This is a genomic window from Mangrovibacter phragmitis (assembly GCF_001655675.1).
Taxonomy (GTDB): domain Bacteria; phylum Pseudomonadota; class Gammaproteobacteria; order Enterobacterales; family Enterobacteriaceae; genus Mangrovibacter; species Mangrovibacter phragmitis.
In genome coordinates this window covers 228,767-249,481 of sequence record NZ_LYRP01000022.1, presented here as the reverse complement: position 1 = coordinate 249,481, position 20,715 = coordinate 228,767, and the positions used below count along the sequence as shown (strand labels likewise).

Sequence of the window (20,715 nt, the reverse complement as noted above, 5' to 3'; positions counted from 1 at the left end):
AACGGTCCTTGTCATATTTACAGGCACTGGGCGATATCACCCGGCAGTGCTGAAATGGGGCTTGCCAGCGTAGCGCGTGACTGCTGGCGGGCAGAATGTGCATCAAGATTAGCGAGTTGTTCGCGGGCATCACTCAGGTAGCTGGCCAGTTCCAGCCAGCGTTGCCAGCCTTCATCCAGCGCATAAGGGTCAGAAACACTCAGGCGTACGAGGATTTGCTTAATGCCGAGCTGATTAAGCAATGATTCATCTTCTCCAAATTCATGGCTGTCGAAGTAGGCTTCTCCCGAAGCAAAGCGCTGTACAAACCAGGGCCAGGCATCGTCACCAGTTAATGCATATTTAACTGAAAAATCAGGAAAATTAATATCAAGACTGACACTATTGCACTGCCCTGGTTGCCAGGAGAAATCGGCCCGCTCGGTGAAATTCATGTTGGTTAATTGCTGGCTGTTTTTCTGGCAATTCAGTGTCAGCCGGGTGCCAGTGGGCATGACTGCCGCTCCCCCCGGAATAGTCGCCGGGTGGCTGGTCACCTGTAGTTTCAGGGCGTCTTTCTCCAGTGCCCGCTGCTGGGCCACCAGGTCATCAACCTGGGCCTGCAGGGAGGCACGTAAGTCACCTTCCCGCGTGGTTGCCCGTTCAGGTACATCCAGAAAAAGCTCAGCAGGAAAAGCGTGACGCACCAGATACAGGAAGTCGTCTTCAAGAGGTACGCGCATATCTGCATATTCGGCCGCGTCCACACCCTGTGGCCCCAGAGTTAATAAAGCTTTCGCCGGCCCACTCAAGAAGTCGCTGACAATTTGATGACTTAATGATTGTTGGTCGGCATAACTACGGACTTCAGCCTGGTTGCCCAGAGGCCTGATGACCGTGGTCTTCCACTGTGAATTAAGCCAACACGCACTGTGCGCCATGGCATTCCCCAGAAGGCGGCGGGCATCATCTTCGAAAATGGCCCATATGGCCGCCACTGCGGTATCGTCACTTCCGGCTGAAAAATGCCCTTGTAACACTTGCATAGCAGGCAACAGCTCCACTAATGGATTGCTGGCGTCATTCTCTTCGTTGCCTGAAAACAACCCCCGGGTTAACCGGCCACCTGACTGGCTCTGCGCCACCGCATCCTGTACAGATTTGTTACGTATATCCAGCCATTTGCGCCAGGCCTGCTCCGACTGTTGCAGATTCCAGGTGGGTTTAACATCCGGGAATCCTTTCAACCATGAACCAAGAGACTGGCGCATGCGGTTGTCTGTCTGTGCAGCGCGACGTAGTAGCGTTGCCATATCATTCTCGTGGGACAACCGCTGCAACTGGCGCAACGTCACCAGCCAGGGCTGTGCCAGTGAGGTGGGAATATCGCTCAGTTCTTCTACGGCATTGGTGGCAAAATTCATTGCATAGCTTTTATTTTGCCCAATGGCGATTAACGCCTCACGCGGCATCATGACCGGTAGTGGTGACACAAGATGCGCAGATATATCAGCCAAATACTGGCGCCAGGCATCCTGCCGCTCCACTTGCCAGCGCGCTTGTGCCTGTTGTAATAAAGGAAGTGGTTGCCCGGCGCTGTGTTCCAGCAAAGCGACCCATTCATTCAGCGTGGCTTTACCAGACCGGGTGCGAGCACCAGGCAGCGCAATATCACCCGGCAACGAGGGCCAGAATGCTGATGCCTGCAAAGGGATCAGCGCATCACCCGGAGCAACCAACCACTCCAGTTCCGGATCATGGTTGACCAGGCTTATTAACAACTGTTGTGCTGTGAGATACCACTGTACGCCTGCCGGGCTCTGCATGTAGTGGCGCTCAAAAGCCAGCCGCTCCAGCAAAGAACGCTCACCCAACCAGGTGCGGGGTTGCAACGCTTCGTCTACCGGAGCTAATTGTTCAAGGACGGCCAGCCCTGCCCCATCCTGCATGTGCTGCCAAATTTGCAGGGCATTCGCCAGTTGCAGAATAAGCTCACGCTGCTCTGCCGGTTCAGCAGACAAAACTCGTTGCTGCCATGCAGAAAGCGTGGTACCTGCCAGGCGGGGCAGGCTGTCTGACTGGCTCAATAACCGGGTTTCTGCCCGGGTATGCTGCCAGTTAAGTAATGGTGAAAATGGCAGGTAACGCAATGAAAATGCAGAGTGTTTCTCTTCATCCGCAAGAAATGCGGCCAGCGCCTGAGGCGATAACTGCTCAAGATCAGAACGTATCCGGCCAGTACTGAATACTGCACTCACGATAATCCAGCAAGCACATATGCCAAGGACAATACGGCATGCAATATGGCTCCATGAGCGGAAAAACCAACGCGAGCTATGGTGATGCAGGCTTAATGCATGCAGGTGCTGTGTCAGCAAATCATGCATAAATACACTTTCCCGCCTCCCGGTATTGTCGGCCTGTATTTCAGCCGCACCAAACCATACTCCGCTGAGCGTGGTATGGCTGAAATAGGCGTTGGGTTCACAAAGTGCGGCCAGAGCATAACGCAGTGCCGGCTCCAGGCGGCCGAAGGCTTCAGGAAAATCCAGCAATGTCGCGTAATCCTGAGCACTGAGGTGCTCAGGGCGACCCATGCTCATCCGTACCTGAGACATACCATGGTGCAGGGCGGTAAACAGTGCCTGCAATGTTTGTTCATCCTGACCATCAACAGGCAAAGGTGTACGCCAGTTATAGCCAAGGGTTTGCTGACGCTGTTCAGGAGATAACTGATTGTGCCACAAGCTAAAACCGGGGAACGCATCACATTGTGTAACCAGCACATACAGTGGCAGACGTGATGAAAAACGGCGCATAAGCGGCTCAATTAATGCACGCTGGCGGCGAGCGCTGGCATGCAGGGCATTGAAATCTCCCTCAATCAGTGCACTCATCGGGATTGTCACAATCATTCCCGCCGGCGCTGGCATACGCGCACACCAGTGAGCAATCTTGCCCCAGGCATAATGAAAAGGCGCACTGCCTTTCAGAAAATTACTGGAGAGGTCAAGAACACATAAGTTACGGAAAAACCACCAGCGCAGAGTACGGGTAGGGCCAATAACGGTATTATCACCATCATCATAAAAACGCGGTAACCCGGCACTTGCCAGTAATGTGCTTTTACCACTTTGCTCACCCAGCAAAATATACCAGGGCAGGCGGGTTCGCTTACGCCGGATACGCCTGATAACGCTCGCGCCGGGATTCCAGTGGCTAAGCAGCACGCCTTCCCGGCGTGACAGGCGGTATCGGCGCAAGAACCGTTGCCCTTTTTTCCCTTTGAAAACGGACACCAGGCTCTGAGCCCCGGCCCAAATCACAGCAGTAATCAATAACATCAGCAACCAGCACAACACAATCACTGGCGTGCTCCAGTTTTGCCATAAGCCCAGAGTGAAACAAAATAGTAGCGACAGGCATATCACCAATAGCCAGCCGGTAAAACAGGCTAATTTCTTGAGCATAACGTTCAATTAATATACAGGGAGAGAGAAAGGAATACCGCACCGTATAACAGCGTAACTGCGACAGTGAGATTGAATAACGGCCGTTTATGCAGCGACATCACTGCCGGTGGCTCAGTGGAACATGGCGTTATGGCGGCGGCACAGGGCCACTGATGCCAGGCCTCCGGTAATAAGAGTTTGCGCTGTTGTGCAATAACGCCGAGCAAGGCCGCTTTATCATCGGGTGAGCCGTACTGGCCATGAAAACCGTTATGTAAACAGAATAAGAAGACTTTACGCGCCTGCTGCCAGGTCACCTCAAGTTGCTCAAGCTCGCTGAAAAAACGCTCTCCACCAATGGTGATATTCAGATACTTACGTTGCAGTAACTCACCTTGCCATTGCTGACGCCAGGGCAATAATGAGCAAAGGATGGTTTCATCCATCCAGGCTATCACAGCCAGCCTGGCCGCCTCTTTTTCCTGTTCACAGGCATCCTGTTGAGCAGCGCGTTGCATGGCTGTTTCAAGTGCATCAATGCAGGCCTCGCGCGCGCTGTCATACTCCGGATATGCCGCATGTTCGCCAGACATCAGGATTATCTTTTTGAACACAGGGAGGTAACAATCCAACAGAGCCATTAATTGTCCTCCATGAAGATAACCTGGACCTGAAGGTCCTCGGGTGCGCCATCCCAATAAAAAGCGATGTCTTTATCCTGCTCAATGCCTTGCCACAAGCTGTCTTGCGAATTAAGGCTGAAGTAAAAAGCGTCTTTACTGTCAGGCACGCCTCGTGGAGTCGGATTCAATAAGGTGGCGTTAACGCCCGGCAACGCGTGCTGAATCAGCCGGGTGATAGCGCGGGCGGGCGCCACTTTGAACCCCGGATTTTCTGCTGGCGCCATTGCTGCCAGCGTATCCGAGCGCAATAGCAGCAACACACTGCCTGTGTTCTGCCATGGCAATGACTGCAAATCACCACGAAACACATTCTGTTCATCCGCTACCAGGTGAACCCAGGTGTTATCTTGCAGCGTTAAATTTTTCAGTAAGGAGGTCAGCACCCGCCTGGCGCTGAGAAAACAAGCCGCCGGGTTATAATGGTCATAGGGTAACAACATGCTTTCGCCTCCCCATTCGCCCGTAAAGGAGCACTGTTCACTGAAACTGGATAACTCCCCCACAAGCTGGGTTAATAAGCCAAACACGGGCCAGGGGTGCATATTGGGCGTACGGCAAAAATGGTTCAGCAGGGGAAGTGTCCGGCTTAATGTGCGCATAGCGAGCAACTGGGTAATATCGCCCTTGTCGCTATGTTTACTCTGTTTCGGACGCTTGTATTCTTCAAATTTGTGCATGCGACTGGCCAGTTCAGCATACAACCCTGCCAGTAAGTTTTTCAGCATTGCACAACCATTAATGTTCACCAGCGGGGGGCAAAAGTCCGGGTCAACAATCACACGGTCATTGTCATAACGCAGACGCAGAAATGGCAAAAACTCACAGTCCACAACAGCGGCTTTTTCTTCATCACTGAGAATTTGTACGTTGTAGATAATGCGGGCAACACTGCATTCCGGGCCATTGAAATACACATCTTTCATAACGCCCTCTTCTGGCGTCTTTACCCAGCGGCTGTTGGAGGTATCGCCCACATTGGCGTGGCCCGGGTCAAAGCGCCGCAACGCGAGCCACAATGTGAAAGGTTTCTCCAGGTGTTTCCAGGCATCGCGAAACTGGCGGGGTTGCAACACACAATTTCCGGGAAATTCGAGATAATCACCGGAAGGCAAAATAGCCTGCAACCGTGTCATTTTTATTGAGAAATCGACCAGCGGTTCTGGATTAAAATCGCACTGGATGATGCCCACATTCCATGGTTGCGCCAGTTGGCGATGCCGGGAAAGCATAAAATTATGGTGCAGGTCTGTAGACTGTAAATGCTGTGGTTGCAGGTAAACACCTGAATACCAATATACTTGCTGGAGCTCTGGCAGCATATCAACCCTCCTTGTTTTCCGATTCAGGACCGGCTTCCGGTTCCGATTCCGGTGCGGCTTCAGCGTTATTATTCATAAACGTAATCGGGATGGGGCTCCCTCCCTGGAACTGGCTGATTCGCTGGCTTCCCAGGCGCATGCTCAATGCTGCTGGTTGTAATTCAGCCTGCCAGGTACGCTTCCACCACCCACGGCTTTTCGTCTGTACCGGAATAGCAAAAGCGACCATGTGCTGTTTTTGTGGGAATGGATAATAACCAGCGACAATTGCCACATGACGCGTGTTTTCGCTGCGATCTATATGCAGAGTGACACTTTGCCCGGGCATGGCCGCGTAACGGTCAACTTTCAGGATATCCCCTTGCGCACCTGCGCCACTGAATACACCTTTCAACATCACCGGGTTGGAGAGCAACTTATTCAATGTGCTGACCTGTTCAGACTGAATCACCAGCAGGGTACAGCTGTTGGCAATCCCATTAAGTGCATTAAGGTCCGGGTCAGTTTGAATGGCGAGTGAGATTGCGCCCTGCGCAAAAGGCGTATTTGCCTGCTCAATAGCTTGCTTTTCCGATGTCGCCGCGGTCTTATCTGAGGCGCACCCGGCAGTCAACAACGCCATCATCAATATCAGGCTGCCCAAAAATGTTTTTTTCATTCGTGGTTTCGCCCCAATACATTGTTGATATCATTGATGCTATTGGTGTCGTTCAGCATCTCTTCCAGCCACTCTGTCAGGGTCATTCCTGCCCAGCGCGCAGCCCGCTCCATTAAGTACGGTACCGGGCTGGAAGGCTCATTTGTACGAAAATGGTCGGCAATCGCCAGCATTTGGCTAACCGCCAGTTCACGCGTCATAACAGAGGATGGGTTAATCACAGACTCCGCTGAAACGAAAGGCATTGCACTATTGTCTTCAACCACGGCAACAGGTATCAGCGCTTCCGTCTCCGCGTTCGCCTGCGGTAACACACGTTGCGCCATACGTTGCAAATAATCCTCAATGTCCTTAAGTGTGGACCGTGTTTTAGTAAAAACCCCACCTTCCATGTCCTGGCTGATGGACACATAACGGGCATCCAGTTGCGCCAGCGCACTGGTTAGTTGGGCGGTTAAATCCGCCAGCTGACTAATTTCGAAAGAGGAAAAATGTGCCGAAATCTTTTCGAAGGTTTCAACAGTCAGATCGCCTTCTTCCTCAATAAGCGCATCACGCGCATCCGGATGAGAGTTGATCTTGTGCTCAAATGCCAGAACCTGCCGCCAGTGCGACAGAGATGATTGCGCGTGGCTTAACAAAGGAAGGCTGAACAGATGCTGGCTGAGATCTCTGTCCAGGCGCGTCAGACGGCCTCGCCGTATAACCACGCCATCGTCTTCCAGCGATGGCCAGCACTGAAACCAAAAACGGGTAATAAACTCGCTCAGGAAATCAACACCAGAGATTAACCCTGCCGGGCCCAACAACTGGCAACGTGATTCAACGAACCAACATGCCAGTTGCAGGTCTTTGCTTTGCAGGCTAAGAGCCTCAGAACAAAGTGTGTTGACCTTTTTCCAGTCTGCTTTTTTGGGTTCCCTGAGCGCCCACTCGCCTTGTGAAACATCAACAGGATCGCTTTCACGCGCATCGCGAATCACATCGAACAGGGGTTCATATTCCAAATTTTCCCCACCGGGTTTTTCAGGGCTTATTGGCACTAAAAGCGCGGCTATTTCAGGTTGCATAATCATCCTTAATTTATCCAATCAACACGGTAGGACACCCGCTAACAATGGTGCCACCATGGGCACAGGTGTCCCCCATCCGTGCAGCGGGTCTGTTGCCAATCAATACTTTGGTACTTCCCATAACAATCGTATCCACGGGGCCAACACACGTCGCCATGGAGCCAACTGTGGCGGCAGGCAAACCACCAATCAGTACCGTGGGTACACCTGGAGGCATAATGGGCCCTCCAACATGCGGAACAGGCGGAACCCCTGGTGTAACCATGGGGCAAACATGCATATCAGACACTCTGGCCGCCGGTTTCATTTGCTCATCGCCTCCCATGCCAGACAACGGTTTAAAAGTGCGCGAGTGCCTTCGACTGGTGAGTCATTAAGCTGAGCCGCCAGCAATAACATCGTGGTATGCAGCATTTGCGGAACCAGTGCCGGGTCGGGATAAACGGGTTCAACACCTTCCGGCGCCAGACTGCCTTCGGACCAAAATAGCGCCAGTGCCAGCGCACCGACAGGTGAACCAAATCCCTCAAGTGAAAAGCGATTAAAAATACGCCACCGTAACGCGTTATCATGTTTCTGAAAGCAACGGGTAATCTCGTCCAGAACCGCATGTTGTTCGGGCGGGGTTTCCTCCCGCAATACGGAAGCCAGACATAAGCCAGTAGCTTGTGCCGGGTGAGAATCCACCCATTGCTGTAACGCCATTTCCCAGTCACCACGCTCAAGCCATTGCTGGTGTGAAAATCCCTGTTCGGACATAGTGTTTCCTTAACCGATATTGGTGATGCCGCCAGATACCCGGGCCATGCCGCTACCGGATACTGTCGCCATTGCACCTTTGAGTTCCGCAGTGCCGCTGCCTTCCAGCTTGAGGATGGCCCCCTTCATTTCAGCCGTACTGCTGGCCTGTAATTTGAGGGTTGCTCCATTAATAGAAATACCACTGGCAGACAAAGTGATTTTGTTAGCACCCACTTTGAGTTCAATAGATTGCGTGGACTCAAGACTGAGCGCCTTGTCAGTTTTAACCTGCCCGCCGCCTGCGACTTTCAGGGCGTAATCGCCGTTTTTCAGCTCTGTCGCCATATTCCCCGTGATACTTTGCTGCCAGTTTCCCTTCTCCAGCACCAGCTTCATATCACCCTGGCGGAGCACCAACTGGTCATTACCTTTGGTCAGTTCTGTAAACCGGTTAGCGGCGATAGTATTTTTCACCTCATTTTTTACCGTCAGCTCAAGGTCTTTTTGGGCCACAATGGTCAACCGCTCTTCGCCTTTTTTATCGTTAAAGCTGAGCCGGTGCCCGTCATCAACACTCCCGCCAGTTGCACTGCGCGTCATAAAACCGCTCTCATTTTTTTCATCCGGCAAAGCAAAAGGAGGTTTATTCTGGCCGTTGTAGACCGAGCCCGTCACCACCGGGTGGTCCGGATGCCCCTGAACAAAACTCACCAGCACTTCACTCCCCACACGAGGAATGAACTGTGCGCCAAACTTTCCGCCAACCCACGACTGAGCAACCTGTACCCAACAAGAACTGGTGTCGTCTGCCGGGTTTTCCTGGTCCCAGGGGAACTGAATCTTGATTCGCCCGTATTCATCGGTATGGATCTCTTCCGATGCCGGGCCAACCACGGTGGCGAGCAGTACGCCGGGGATTTCTCGCGGGGAATATTTCACTGGTGGAGCCCATGGCGAGTCATTGCTCATGGCTTCAAACTTACAATGGCAATGGCTGGTTTTCCCATCCGAGTGATTGGCAATATTCAGCGTTAATGCCTGCACACGGTATTCTCTTTCACCAGAAGGATGGTCAGTGAGCGTGAAGGTTTCCCCGCTGGATAACCAGTGAACCGCTGAGGTTGCCTGATATTTCAGTACATTCGCTTCCCTTGCAGCCATGGCATGTTCTGCATGACGGGTAATCACCCCACGTTCGCCCGCGGGGGTAATATCAGTAAACACGACATCATCAAGTTTTGTGCCTTGTTTGCCTGCACTATGGCCAACATCAATTGCCGCTGCCTGCGGCATGGAAAATCCATGATACTCAACACGCCCAGGCAATAACGAAGCCTCTGAAACCCAACTATCAATGACGCCGCCGGACAGTAAACGCCCGGCATCGTGCCAGGCCAGAGAACTTCCACTGATAGCGACATGGCTGGCGGGATGGTCGGCAAGGATGAGCTGATGCCCCGATTCACTGTGACGGAAGAAATAGTAAATCCCCTCTTCTTCCAACAGACGCTGGATAAAATCAAACGCAGATTCGCGGTACTGTATGCAATATTCCCGTTCCGGGTAGGAACCATGTAATTGCATCTCCAGCTCGTTAATCCCATGAGTGCGTAACAGTTCACTCACTAAATCAGGCACACTGATATTTTGCCAAACCCGCATCACCCGCCCCAGTTTCAGTGGTGCCAGCGCAGGCTCCAGAGTGAAAATACATTCCGCTTCATCCTTCCCCCGCCGGGCATACTGAATGCGTGTGACCACACCGTGGACATAGCGCACCGGGCCCGGCATATTTTCTTCACCAATCCGGCAGGACACCGCCTGCCCGTGCCATTGGGCGATCTGCTCCTCTGTCTGGCGTGTCATAGAGCGCAGCAGGTAACAATAAGGCGACGATAACGCTTCCTCGCCCTGCAAAGAGACCAGTAACAGCGCATCCGCGATTGCACCATTCCAGCTCAATAAGTGCTGTTGCTGAGAACGTTTTGGTTGGTCGAGCAGTGACATAAAAACATCCTGTTTAGTCAGTGGGGGCAACCAGACGCACCTGGTAAAGGTGCGCTGCCGCATTACTGCCAAGGCAGAGATTGAGACCCAGAATCTGCTGCCCCAGTGACCTGGGGGCAGAATCAGTACTCTGGATAGTCAAGGAAACGGAAAAGTTGACAACAGGGCCAACATAGTCGCGAATAGCGCACCATACCGCACGCCAGGCACTTCCCTGGGCGGTAAATTTACGCGATATTTCCGGCGTCATTGGCCCTAAAACAACATCAAAACTGGCATGTAACTCAAGACGCGACTGGCCCATCATGGGCGCTGTTGCCAGCGTGTGATGCGGGTTGCCAAGCTGGCAACACTCTTGCGCCGGAACGGGTTGCCAGCCACCAGTAAAAGGAATTATCTGCGCCGGAACCCCGAACATCTGGCGCAATAGCTGTTCAAGGTTCACCATTGAGCGAACCGGTGCTGAAAATAACGAGGCGTAACGGGTATTTTCCGGATGAGACTGTGCGCAAAGCCGCCCGGTAAGCGCCTGTATTGCGGTGTGTAACGGAGGTTCATCCTGAGACTCAGCCAGGGCACAGAGGTTATGTTTCTGCCAGGCCAGGTAATCCAGGCAATATAAGCGGTGCCCGAACAGGTCAATAAACGCTTTTGCACTGCTGTCACTGTAGCGGTAATAACGATTAATCATCCATTCGCTGTATACCGTTGGCAACGCACCCAGCGCCCCCGTCAAACCGTTATAGCAAGCCGTTATCTCTACTGGCGAATCCGCTGTTTCGCGTGTGATACTCGCTATTTGCCCGTCTGGCGCATCCAGAGAAAGCGACGATGTGATATGCAGTTGTTCATCCAGCAACGTCTCTTCCGGCGTATGGCCGTCACGCAGTTTGCGCAGCAACAGGCGAATTTGTTGGTAAAAATTAAACTTACTCGCCACCGGAATCAGATCCATGACAGTTTCCCCGCCCGCACAGGCCACACACGGCGGGTTGCCGTTTCATGTTCAACACATGTCGTGAGACGGGTAAAACTATTTACCGGTGCATACAGAGCCAGTAAACGGTCCAGCAAGCTACACAGCAGGTAATACTCCGGCTCATGCAGAGCCTTCCTGTCAAACGTGACGGTCAGTTCAATACCACGGGCCAGAGAATGGGGATCATTACTGATAAGCCTTGCGGTCACAGGCTGGCAATCCAGTGACTGGATTAAGTGATAGAGCTGAGGTTTGCCGGGCTGATCCGTGAAATTGTACAGCGCCAGCATGGCTTTCAGATGTTGTGCGCCTTGATCACCCGATAGCAACTGGAAATTTAATGAAAGCTGTGACAAAAAACGCCAGCGTATATCCGCCTTTTCAGGCGCAGAGACAGGCCGGGTTGGCTGAGTCAGCGCGGAAATTCTCAGCCCGGCAACCGGGGCATCGGTATCAAAATCCCCTTTTTGTTGCCCATAAGGCATGTGATGCGCAAGTGCGTGATTGGTGCATAATAAGCTAAGTGTGACCACTTCCGGTGACGAAGAGGCCTGGCGCATAGTACGCACACTGAACCCAATGCTGAAGCGGGTTTGTGGCCCATCGGCATGCTGAGTCTCGCGGCGAAAACCTTGCCATGCTATCCCGGCATCCTCGCCTTGCAATGCCCCCTGGTAGCTTTCCAAAAGCGGCGGGACAACGTAATGCTGAATGCGATCATCCACTTTACGCTGCACTGATACCGATTCAACAGACCATACTTCAATATGGCGCTGATGGCGGGTATCCGGTATGACCGGATATTCACTACTGGCATCAGTCAGGCTGATGGGTTCCGCGCGCTGAGTGAAGAGATTAATAGCGGGAGTGCAATGCAAACGGAAAAAGCTGACGTCAATCAGACCGGCTAATTTTTCGAGCCGCTCAGTCAGAGGATTACGCCTAAAGACAGCCTGTAAAGTAAAAACGCTGTTACCACTGGCCTGAAATCCGGCAGGCAGAGCAATATCAATGAACGAAAATTTTTGTGGAAACCAAAAATAGTCCAGCAACAGAATATGGACAGGTGCGATGCGTGAATCCTGAGAAATGAGCGCATCCTCTGAATTGAAACCCACTGCGGTAATCACACCAGGATCCAGCTCAATAGCAATACCGTTATGGCGCAACACCAGGCTGCTGACTTCTGAACAGAGCAGTGTATACAGTGTATTGACCGCATTACCCGGGCCATGCAAGTAGAGACGGATGGTCTCATCACCCAGTATTGCCCCTGGCCAAACCTGAAACTGGAGTTGTAATTGCCAGCGCAGTTCATCACTGTCGAAGTGCAAGACAGCGTTATCCACTGCGAGAGGCAACAGCGTGACCGGGTACACGGTATGGAACTGGCAAGGTAACGGATCCCGTTGACGAGAAAACAGCGCCATGCCCGCAGCCAGCTCGTTCTTACCGGTTATTCCGCTTTTTTGCCTGTCAGGCTCTATCATCACAATGCAGCACGAAGGCAGTGGGCGCAGAAACTGAGGTGCCAAAACAGATAACAGCGCTTCTGTTACCTCAGGCATATCATCATCAAGGCGTTGATGAATGCGCGAAGTCAACAAAGCGAAGGATTCAATAAGACGGCTCACATGCGGATCTTCGGTTTCACCATCAACAAAACCAAGCCGCCGGGATATTTTAGGAAACCGTTGAGCAAATTTCTTACCGTGATTTTTCAGAAAGTGCATTTCTTTCTGATAATAAGCAAGCAATCTATTCATGAATATAAAACTGCCCCGTCATATTATTCCATTTTAATACTACTATGATGGGGGCATCTTCATAATGAGCCGTAATAGTAAATACCATGAGTTCTGGTTCATTTTCATCTGCGGCGCGGGAAACGGAAAAATGTGCTATACGGGGTTCAAAACGTTGCATCGCCCTGGTTACTCTTTCCTCCAGTACGATGTAACGATTCATTGTTTCTTCGTCAGAAACAAAAGTCTCATTGATACCATAATTTAAAATCGAGGCATTAATTTCTGGCATATTATCAATATCAGGCATCCGGACACGCGAAGTTAGCATCATTTTTAATTCATTAACCAATAACTCGCACGATTGTAAATCCCAGGGATAATCATCCTCTTCCTGATGAGGCTCATTATCGCTGAGGCGAACAAGTAATGAAGTAATCACAAGCACAGGCTCCTGAACCCGGTAGCACTTGTGCTACCGGGTGGTCACAGCAACTTATTTAAGTGCTTTTTCCGGAATGTCGTATTTGATTGGCCCAATCTTATCCAGGCCACTTCCGTTGGCATTCGGTACGTTAAATACCACTTCAATCATTCCCTCAAGAGAGAAAATAATATTCATGAATAAGTCATCACGGCGCTCAATACTCAGTGAATTAATTTTACACTTGGTATAAACCGTGCGCTGAACTTCATAGTCCTGATCAAACTGGTCAGAACCACGATGAACGATGGTAATTATGATTTCTTTATAACCACGCTTCAGGTAATACTCATAAAAGCTACTTGTGTCCTTGGTCATTAAAATGGACATATTTACATGATCGAAATAAGCACCATCCTGACCAGAAACCGTACTAATTCCCCCAGAGGCATAGCCTTCCATCCATTTATTGTATTTCTTCTCTTCAGAAGAGCCAGAAATCACTTTGCCATCAATCTTAATTTCAATAAATTGACAATCTTTTAACTTAGCCATTTTAAAACGTCCTGTTTACATTAAATATTATGCGCCAGCAGAAGTAGGTAAATCTGCTACTAACCGCAGCGACATGCTCAAACCTTCCAGTTGGAAATGAGGCTTTAACCAGGCAACCGCACGATACGTACCTGGCGCTCCGGGGACTTCCAACACTTCAACTTTTGCCTCACGTAACGGATAACGCGCTTTCGTTTCCGGCCCTGCGTTATCAGAGGCGACCACATACTGCATTATCCATTTTTGCAAATACTCTTCGCATTCTGCCCGGGACATAAAACTGCCCACTTTATCCCGGACAATGGATTTTAAATAATGAGCAAAACGTGATGTGGCAAGAATATACGGCAACTGGCTGGACAGACGGGCATTTGCATTCGCCTGGTCAGAATTATACAGCCGGGGTTTATTGATTGACTGAACGGCAAAAAATGCAGCGTAGTCTGTACCCTTACAGTGAACCAGCGGAATAAAACCAAGGTCAGACAGCTCTTTTTCACGCCGGTCAGAAATTGCTATCTGGGTAGGGCACTGCATAATACGCTCACCGCGACCAGACGTATAATTATACGCCGGAAGGGATTTCACTAATCCACCACCTTCCACGCCGCGAATTGAAGCACACCAGCCATATTCTTCAAACGATTCGACAATGCGACCAGCCAGTTCCCATGCAGAGTTAATCCACAGATAATCGCTTCCGGATTCATTTTCCCCGACATGCTCTTCAAAATTGAAGGTTTCCGCAGGAATTGTTTCCGCACCATAAGGTAAACGCCCCAATACCCGTGGCAGTGTCAACCCGATATAACGGCTGTCATCATTCTGGCGGAATGAACGCCAGCGGGCATAATCGGTGGTCTCGAACATTTTCGCCAGATCGCGCGGGCGCGGCAATTCAGAGAAATCATTCATAGACAGCATCCCCGGCGCTATCGCACTGAGGAATGGCGCATGAGCGGCAGCGGCAACATGGGAGATTTGCTCCAGTAAAGCAATATCCTGCGGGGTATTGTCAAACTGGAAATCGCCGACAAAAGCAGAAAAAGGTGTGCCACCAAAAGTGCCGTACTCGCTCTCGTAGACACACTTAAACAACATGGACTGATCAAAATCACTGGCTGATTTAAAATCTTTAATTAAATCCTGTTTAGTGCATTGTAACAGACGAATTTGCGTATTTTCCGTCACACTGGTTTGCACTAATTTGTGTAAACCACGCCAGGAAGACTCTTTTTTCTGGAACTCAGGCGCATGCACTATCAGGCTGACCTGACGCGACAGTATTTCATCAATTGCCGCAATACGCTGTTCAATACTGCCAATCAAGTCACTGGAAATGACCACCGCGCCAGATAGCACTTCCGCCATGAAGTTATTTAACTGTGACTTCATCCGGCCTCGGTCAGATTCCCTGCGAATAGCCTGTGTATTGTCAATAACCTGATCAAGAAAATCATCACTGAATGCCTGGTCTGCGACATTCAATTCCGCGAGTTCACCACTCATTATTCACCTTCTCCCTGGCTATCTTCCACCGGGCCTTTTGCCACACTTTGCTGTTGTGCCATTTCGGCTAATTGTTCTTTTAAACGTTCATTACTGGCAGCGCGATTACGCAAATCACTTAACTGTTCGCGCAATGCCATTAATTTGCGTAGCGGCTCAACCTGGCGAACGATATTATCCGGAGTAAAGTCATCCATATTTTCAAATGTCAGCGAAACCGCGATCTTACCGTCCTGTTCTGGTAATGCACTATCTACCAAAAACTCAGCGCTGGGCTTCATTGATGACATAATTTCGTTGAAATTATCTTTATCAACATTCAGGAATTTTCGTTCACGGAGTTCTTCATCTGATTGTGTAAAATCGCCCATAACACCGACAACCAGCGGTAATTCTTTCGCTGCCTGTGCATCACCGACTTCAACATCATAAGTAATTTGGACTCGAGGAGGGCGTGTTTTATCCAGTTTATGTTGGGTGTGGCTCATATTTTCTTATCATCCAGTTTGAATTTATCATCGGCGGCTCCGGCCTGACGATTAGAAAGCAAAAGTTCTGACTTGTACTATCCCACTTTGTATCAGGCCCAAAACAGAAGTGGTTCTTTTATTCATCAGCGACCACTTCTCTCATCAAGCTCATTTCGGCTATAAAACAGTTAAGCCTGCGCCAGATACAGTTGCTACTCGAAAGGTCAGTTAATCTCAGGTAGTACAGAGTCCTCTAACTAGCGGCATCATCATACTCACCACCCAATCAAACAAAAGTTTATATCGATAGAAACTAAAAAAACAGAATTAAAATCCGCAATACTCATATTTTTAATTTTTTACTATAAAAAAATACAAGAAAAAAAGAACATTAATCCAAAAAGATTAATCAAAAAATAACAAGTATTTCCCAAAAAATATTAATCAAAAAAACAAAGCAACCAATATTAAAAAAACTTCACTTTATTAAAATATCAAATACCCTGTTCCACTCAGGATTTATTTAATAAATATCAGCAAGATACATCTGTTCAACAGAAAAAAAGAAAGAAATGTTTAAAAGCGTAAAGTTATCAAAAAAGGAGAACGATACTCCCAACACATAATCGCTCATTTAATCAGTCTTTTCATCCAGGGGATTTACTTCTCCTGTCCGTCTGGTCAGTGCCAGACAGTATCTGTTTTTTCACTTTACTCAGCACACTTCACCCATGCCTGTCTCTCGCAGATCCCTGATTCCGGCTCAGGATAATAAGAATAATCTTAAATACCCTGTTCAGGCAGCCCATTAACCTGTTGCGTTAAATAACAATGAATTCCCCCACCACTCGCAGTTTATTTGTTTTGTTTTCTTGTTAATCAATACAACGCATGGTTCTGGAGAGAGGAGTTTCAACATGCAATACCCTGGCAATAACATAGAAGCAGGCATGCCTGACTATGCCGGTGCGCGGTTGTTTGGCGCAAGCGGCGCAGCAGATATCGATTTTCAAAAACTGGCCGATACACTGGATTGTTCCCGTAATTTCTACCAGGTCGGGATTATTTATGATGACGGGAAACAACGCTGGCTGGTGCGCCCTTCTCGGCGGGCAAAGTCCAACATCAAAAGTGAAGTCAGCCATGTCATTGTGACCAAAGTACGTTCGGTTTCTGCAACCCAGGCAACCAAAGCAGTGGTCAACACCTTGCAGGCGCCTTCACTGACCAATGAAATCACTTCCACGGCTATCGCCTGCGGTGCTACCGTTGCCACCGTGGTGCTGGCCGTTGGCGCGTCTGCCGCAGTTCCCTTTACGGCAGGGGGTTCAGGCGTTATTGCCGCAATGATTGTGGCAGGTGGTTTAGCCACTGCCGCTCAGTGTGTGATTGGCGCGGGGCGCCTGGCGTTTATTGGCACTGGCCACAGTGATGACGTAACATGGCTGGATAGCCAGGGCTGGTACAACACCACCAGTACAGTGCTGGATGTGATTTCTCTGGCGGGAGCCGGTGCGGGCCTGAAAAGTACCCTTGAAACCTGGAAGCTGATGAAAAGCGTGTCTTCTGCCAAAGCCGTTGAATGGCTCAAAGGCCTGAGCCGGGCTGAGCGCAAACGCCTGACAGAAGAAATTATCCGCGCCCAGAACCCGGGCATTTCCGGTGCTGGCATCAAAGCCGCCATGAAAGCCGGCGTGTACCCGAAACGTTTCCCGGCAGAAGCCCTGCAACACACCCTGCAGCGTGAATTAGCCAATGCGCTGGTTAATACCTCGGCATTTGCAGGCAGTGCGATGACCGGCACCATTCGCCATCCGGGGAATGCGGTACAATCTGGCCAGTATGTGATTGGTCTTCTTCAGTCTTTCTCTCTTTAATGTGTACTGCGATGAAATGAAGCAACTTACAGCGTGCCTTGCCCGGATGAAATTGTTGGATGCCCGAATACGCCAGGCCAGTGAATCCGAACTGGAAGCCGTAATGCAGGAACTGGTTTTTCCGGGCGTTCTTAACCCATTTAAACTTGGCTTACCCCTGGTGCTGAGCATGCTGTGCACACTATGCAGCTTTGCCATGCCGCAACCGGCGCTGTGGATGGGGATATTTTATCTGGCAGGCTGGCCGGGCCATGCAGTGTTCGCCGGTATTGTTCCTGGTGTACTGCTCTTTTGCCTGGTGTTGTTCACTCTGGGGTCGTTGACTGCCAGAGGTTACTGGCTGGCACTCAGGGGCTACCTGATTTTGTTACGGTGCGTGGCTGTCCTGGCAACCGGGTATCTCCTCTTTATGCTGGCCCAATTGTTTCTGGGCCATGCACTACACCCGTTGTTTGTAGCGATGTCTGTTGCGGGGGTGGCTTTCAGTGCACTCAGTTTTACCAGCCTTAACACACCAGGTTTTGAACGGGCGGTAAATGGCTTTCTGCACAACCGCGCGTGGCGTAAGGCCTGGCTATTACGCCGCCAGCAAACACAAAAGTCACGCAGTTAACTGTTTTCTTCACGCCCCATCAGCCGCCGTTGCTGGCTTAATTTGCGGTACTGCTGGGGTGACATTCCCACATAGCGGTCAAAAGCGCTGTAAAAACGGCTACTGGAACGAAAACCGGCAGTCAGTGCAACATCCAGTACCGTTTTATCCGTGTCGCTTAATAATGCCCGCACATGGTTGATACGCATCGCGGTAATGTATTGCTTCATTGTCAGTTGCATCACACGCTGGAAAATGCCCATTGCATAGTTAGGGTTAAGTTTAACATGCTCCGCCACATCATTAATGGTGAGAGACTGGTCGTAATGGCGGGCAATAAACTCCAGCATCTGGCTGACATAAAATTGCGCATGGCGCGACACCCGGTTTTTATGTGTTGGGCGGGTTTTATTCACCACCAGCGGCTGCCAGCCAGACAAACTAAAGCGCTTGAGCATCAGACCTATTTCATCAATGGTCACCTGGCGAATTTGTTCGTCTTTACTACTCAACTCCTGTTGCCAGCGCCGGACTTCAAACTCACTCAATTGCTGGCTGGCAAGGGAGTTAATAACCATTCCGTGCGTTACGTAGTTGATCAGTTCTTTATCCAGCGGCCACCCTAAAAAGAGGTGCATTGGCAGGTTGAAAATAGCCATACTTTGGCAGTGACCAGGGTTAGTAAGCTGGTGCGGGGTACAGGCCCAGAACAGAGTAATGTGCCCTTGTTTAATACGCACAACATCGTTGTTAATGACATACTCCACATCCCCATCAAACGGGACATTAATTTCTACCTGCCCGTGCCAGTGGCTGGTTGCCATGGCATGGGGCGCACGCAGCTCAATTTCCATTTTTTGGTATTCAGAATACAGCGACAACGGGCTGCGTGTTTCCCGTTCATCGCTGCTACACATAAAGGGGTCGGCTGGCAGTGCTGAAAAAGCGGAGTGTTCCATTGTTGCTCCTTGTTCAGGAAACTAAGAATAATGGCGTAACTCTGGGCAAAAAAACGCGCTGTCACCCTCATTCCGGGTTATAGCAGAGTAATAATGGAACAGAATTTCTGCCAAAAACTCTGCAAAACCGAATATTTTCTCCCATTTACTTATTTTTAATGCTCTGGCGCGCAAGTTCTGAGTTTCCGGGACAGTTCAACCGGTTACAGGGACGAGAATCTCTGGCCTCCGGTGCCATGCTGGCATCATTAACAGACGTGAGGAGAAACCATGATGATGTCCGCCCCCAAAATTGCCTTTATTGGCGCAGGTTCTACTATTTTCGTAAAAAATATTCTGGGCGATGTGTTTCAGCGCCCGGCATTGAAAGCCGCGCACATCGCGCTGATGGATATCGACCCGGTTCGTCTGGAAGAATCACATATTGTCGTACGTAAGCTGATGGAATCTACCGGGGCGACAGGCAATATCACCTGCCATACCGGGCAACGCGAAGCGCTGAATGGCGCTGATTTTGTGGTGGTGGCATTTCAGATTGGTGGCTACCAGCCCTGCACGGTCACGGATTTTGAAATCTGTAAACGCCACGGGCTGGAGCAGACCATTGCCGACACACTCGGGCCTGGCGGCATCATGCGGGCATTACGCACTATTCCGCATTTGTGGCGTATTTGTGAAGATATGACGGAATTATGCCCCGAAGCGACCTTGCTGAATTACGTCAACCCCATGGCGATGAACACCTGGGCAATCTATGCGCGTTACCCGCACATCAAACAGATTGGCTTGTGCCACTCAGTTCAGGGAACGGCTGAAGAACTGGCCCGTGATCTGGATATCGACCCGGCAGACCTGCGTTACCGCTGCGCCGGCATTAACCATATGGCGTTTTACCTGTCGCTGGAAAAGAAAACCGCGCAGGGTGATTACACCTCTGTCTACCCAGATTTGCTGGAGGCGTATGCCCAGGGCCGTGCGCCCAAAGCCAGCATGCATGGCAACCCGCGCTGCCCAAATATTGTGCGCTATGAAATGTTCAAAAAATTGGGCCACTTCGTTACTGAGTCCTCAGAACATTTTGCCGAATACACCCCGTGGTTTATTAAACCCGGGCGCCAGGACCTTATTGACCGGTATCAAATTCCGTTAGATGAGTACCCCAAACGCTGTGTTGAGCAACTGGATAACTGGCATAAAGACCTGGCGGCTTACCAGCAAGCGGAACGTATTGATATATCGCCGTCACGCGAATATGCCAGCGCCATCATGAATGCCATCTGGACTGGCACACCCGAAGTCATTTACGGCAACGTGCGTAATGACGGGCTTATCGACAACCTGCCAGAAGGTTGCTGCGTGGAAGTCCCCTGCCTGGTCGATGCCAATGGCATCCAGCCAACCCATATTGGCAGGCTGCCAGCCCACCTGGCCGCGTTGATGCAAACCAACATTAATGTACAGACGTTAGTGACTCAGGCTGTGCTGAATGAAAACAAAAACGATGTGTACTATGCCGCCCTGCTCGACCCGCACACCGCAGCCGTGTTAAGCATTGACGAAATTTATGCACTGACTGATGACCTGATTGCCGCGCACGGAGACTGGTTGCCTGACTGGTTGCACAGCTAAACAGGCAAACAAGCAATACGCAAAAAACACGCGGGAGCAACCGTCTCCCGCACTGGCAGGTAAC

18 protein-coding genes are annotated in these 20,715 nt (G+C 50.4%); 3 read left to right on the top strand and 15 right to left on the bottom strand.

Annotation, left to right across the window (positions count from 1 at the left end):
- Nucleotides 1-17: 17 nt before the first annotated feature.
- Genes A9B99_RS14300 through tssB form a run of 14 tightly spaced genes read right to left on the bottom strand, consistent with a single transcriptional unit; the run spans nucleotide 18 to nucleotide 15,612 of the window.
- Nucleotides 18-3,449, bottom strand: a complete 3,432-nt coding sequence (locus A9B99_RS14300; protein WP_064598556.1) for a type VI secretion protein IcmF/TssM N-terminal domain-containing protein — start codon at nucleotides 3,447-3,449, stop codon at nucleotides 18-20.
- Nucleotides 3,450-3,454: 5 nt separating this feature from the next.
- Nucleotides 3,455-4,072, bottom strand: coding sequence for a DotU family type IV/VI secretion system protein (locus tag A9B99_RS14295; RefSeq protein ID WP_064598554.1), 618 nt, complete (start codon nucleotides 4,070-4,072; stop codon nucleotides 3,455-3,457).
- A complete protein-coding gene (tssK, locus tag A9B99_RS14290; protein WP_064598553.1) occupies nucleotides 4,072-5,433 on the bottom strand; it encodes a type VI secretion system baseplate subunit TssK in 1,362 nt (453 codons plus the stop codon). Before tssK ends, A9B99_RS14295 begins: the two co-directional genes overlap by 1 nt.
- Nucleotide 5,434: 1 nt before the next feature.
- On the bottom strand, nucleotides 5,435-6,091 hold the full coding sequence (locus A9B99_RS14285; RefSeq protein WP_064598551.1) for a type VI secretion lipoprotein TssJ: 657 nt from the start codon (nucleotides 6,089-6,091) through the stop codon (nucleotides 5,435-5,437).
- Nucleotides 6,088-7,161, bottom strand: a complete 1,074-nt coding sequence (gene tssA, locus A9B99_RS14280) for a type VI secretion system protein TssA (protein ID WP_231889198.1) — start codon at nucleotides 7,159-7,161, stop codon at nucleotides 6,088-6,090. The genes A9B99_RS14285 and tssA overlap by 4 nt, the downstream gene beginning before the upstream one ends.
- A 13-nt stretch (nucleotides 7,162-7,174) precedes the next feature.
- Entirely contained in the window at nucleotides 7,175-7,471 is a 297-nt protein-coding gene (locus tag A9B99_RS14275) for a PAAR domain-containing protein (RefSeq protein ID WP_064598547.1), read from the bottom strand.
- Nucleotides 7,468-7,923 (bottom strand): DUF6931 family protein, encoded by a 456-nt coding sequence (locus A9B99_RS14270; protein ID WP_064598546.1) that lies wholly within the window; start codon nucleotides 7,921-7,923, stop codon nucleotides 7,468-7,470. Before A9B99_RS14270 ends, A9B99_RS14275 begins: the two co-directional genes overlap by 4 nt.
- Nucleotides 7,924-7,932: 9 nt before the next feature.
- Nucleotides 7,933-9,912 carry a type VI secretion system Vgr family protein gene (locus A9B99_RS14265; protein WP_064598544.1) on the bottom strand — a complete coding sequence of 660 codons (1,980 nt, stop codon included), beginning with the start codon at nucleotides 9,910-9,912 and terminating at the stop codon, nucleotides 7,933-7,935.
- A gap of 13 nt (nucleotides 9,913-9,925) precedes the next feature.
- Nucleotides 9,926-10,867, bottom strand: coding sequence for a type VI secretion system baseplate subunit TssG (gene tssG / locus A9B99_RS14260; RefSeq protein WP_064598541.1), 942 nt, complete (start codon nucleotides 10,865-10,867; stop codon nucleotides 9,926-9,928).
- Nucleotides 10,858-12,657 (bottom strand): type VI secretion system baseplate subunit TssF, encoded by a 1,800-nt coding sequence (gene tssF / locus A9B99_RS14255; RefSeq protein ID WP_064598538.1) that lies wholly within the window; start codon nucleotides 12,655-12,657, stop codon nucleotides 10,858-10,860. The genes tssG and tssF overlap by 10 nt, the downstream gene beginning before the upstream one ends.
- On the bottom strand, nucleotides 12,650-13,078 hold the full coding sequence (locus tag A9B99_RS14250; RefSeq protein ID WP_064598536.1) for a GPW/gp25 family protein: 429 nt from the start codon (nucleotides 13,076-13,078) through the stop codon (nucleotides 12,650-12,652). The genes tssF and A9B99_RS14250 overlap by 8 nt, the downstream gene beginning before the upstream one ends.
- A gap of 54 nt (nucleotides 13,079-13,132) precedes the next feature.
- A complete protein-coding gene (locus tag A9B99_RS14245; protein WP_064598534.1) occupies nucleotides 13,133-13,615 on the bottom strand; it encodes a hypothetical protein in 483 nt (160 codons plus the stop codon).
- A 27-nt stretch (nucleotides 13,616-13,642) separates the two neighbouring features.
- Nucleotides 13,643-15,124, bottom strand: coding sequence for a type VI secretion system contractile sheath large subunit (gene tssC / locus A9B99_RS14240; RefSeq protein WP_064598532.1), 1,482 nt, complete (start codon nucleotides 15,122-15,124; stop codon nucleotides 13,643-13,645).
- Nucleotides 15,124-15,612, bottom strand: coding sequence for a type VI secretion system contractile sheath small subunit (gene tssB / locus A9B99_RS14235; RefSeq protein WP_064598530.1), 489 nt, complete (start codon nucleotides 15,610-15,612; stop codon nucleotides 15,124-15,126). The genes tssC and tssB overlap by 1 nt, the downstream gene beginning before the upstream one ends.
- A gap of 899 nt (nucleotides 15,613-16,511) precedes the next feature.
- Between tssB and A9B99_RS14230 the strand changes: the two genes are divergently transcribed.
- Nucleotides 16,512-17,471, top strand: a complete 960-nt coding sequence (locus A9B99_RS14230; RefSeq protein WP_064598528.1) for a hypothetical protein — start codon at nucleotides 16,512-16,514, stop codon at nucleotides 17,469-17,471.
- A gap of 16 nt (nucleotides 17,472-17,487) precedes the next feature.
- Nucleotides 17,488-18,084: a hypothetical protein gene (locus A9B99_RS14225; protein WP_156519062.1), complete on the top strand. Its 597-nt coding sequence runs from the start codon at nucleotides 17,488-17,490 to the stop codon at nucleotides 18,082-18,084.
- On the opposite strand, the gene melR is transcribed toward A9B99_RS14225, so the two are convergent.
- Nucleotides 18,081-19,022, bottom strand: coding sequence for a transcriptional regulator MelR (gene melR / locus A9B99_RS14220; protein WP_064598524.1), 942 nt, complete (start codon nucleotides 19,020-19,022; stop codon nucleotides 18,081-18,083). The genes A9B99_RS14225 and melR overlap by 4 nt on opposite strands.
- Before the next feature lie 273 nt (nucleotides 19,023-19,295).
- Between melR and melA the strand changes: the two genes are divergently transcribed.
- Complete coding sequence (gene melA / locus A9B99_RS14215) at nucleotides 19,296-20,651, top strand: alpha-glucosidase/alpha-galactosidase (protein ID WP_156519071.1); 1,356 nt, start codon at nucleotides 19,296-19,298, stop codon at nucleotides 20,649-20,651.
- Nucleotides 20,652-20,715 lie beyond the last annotated feature (64 nt).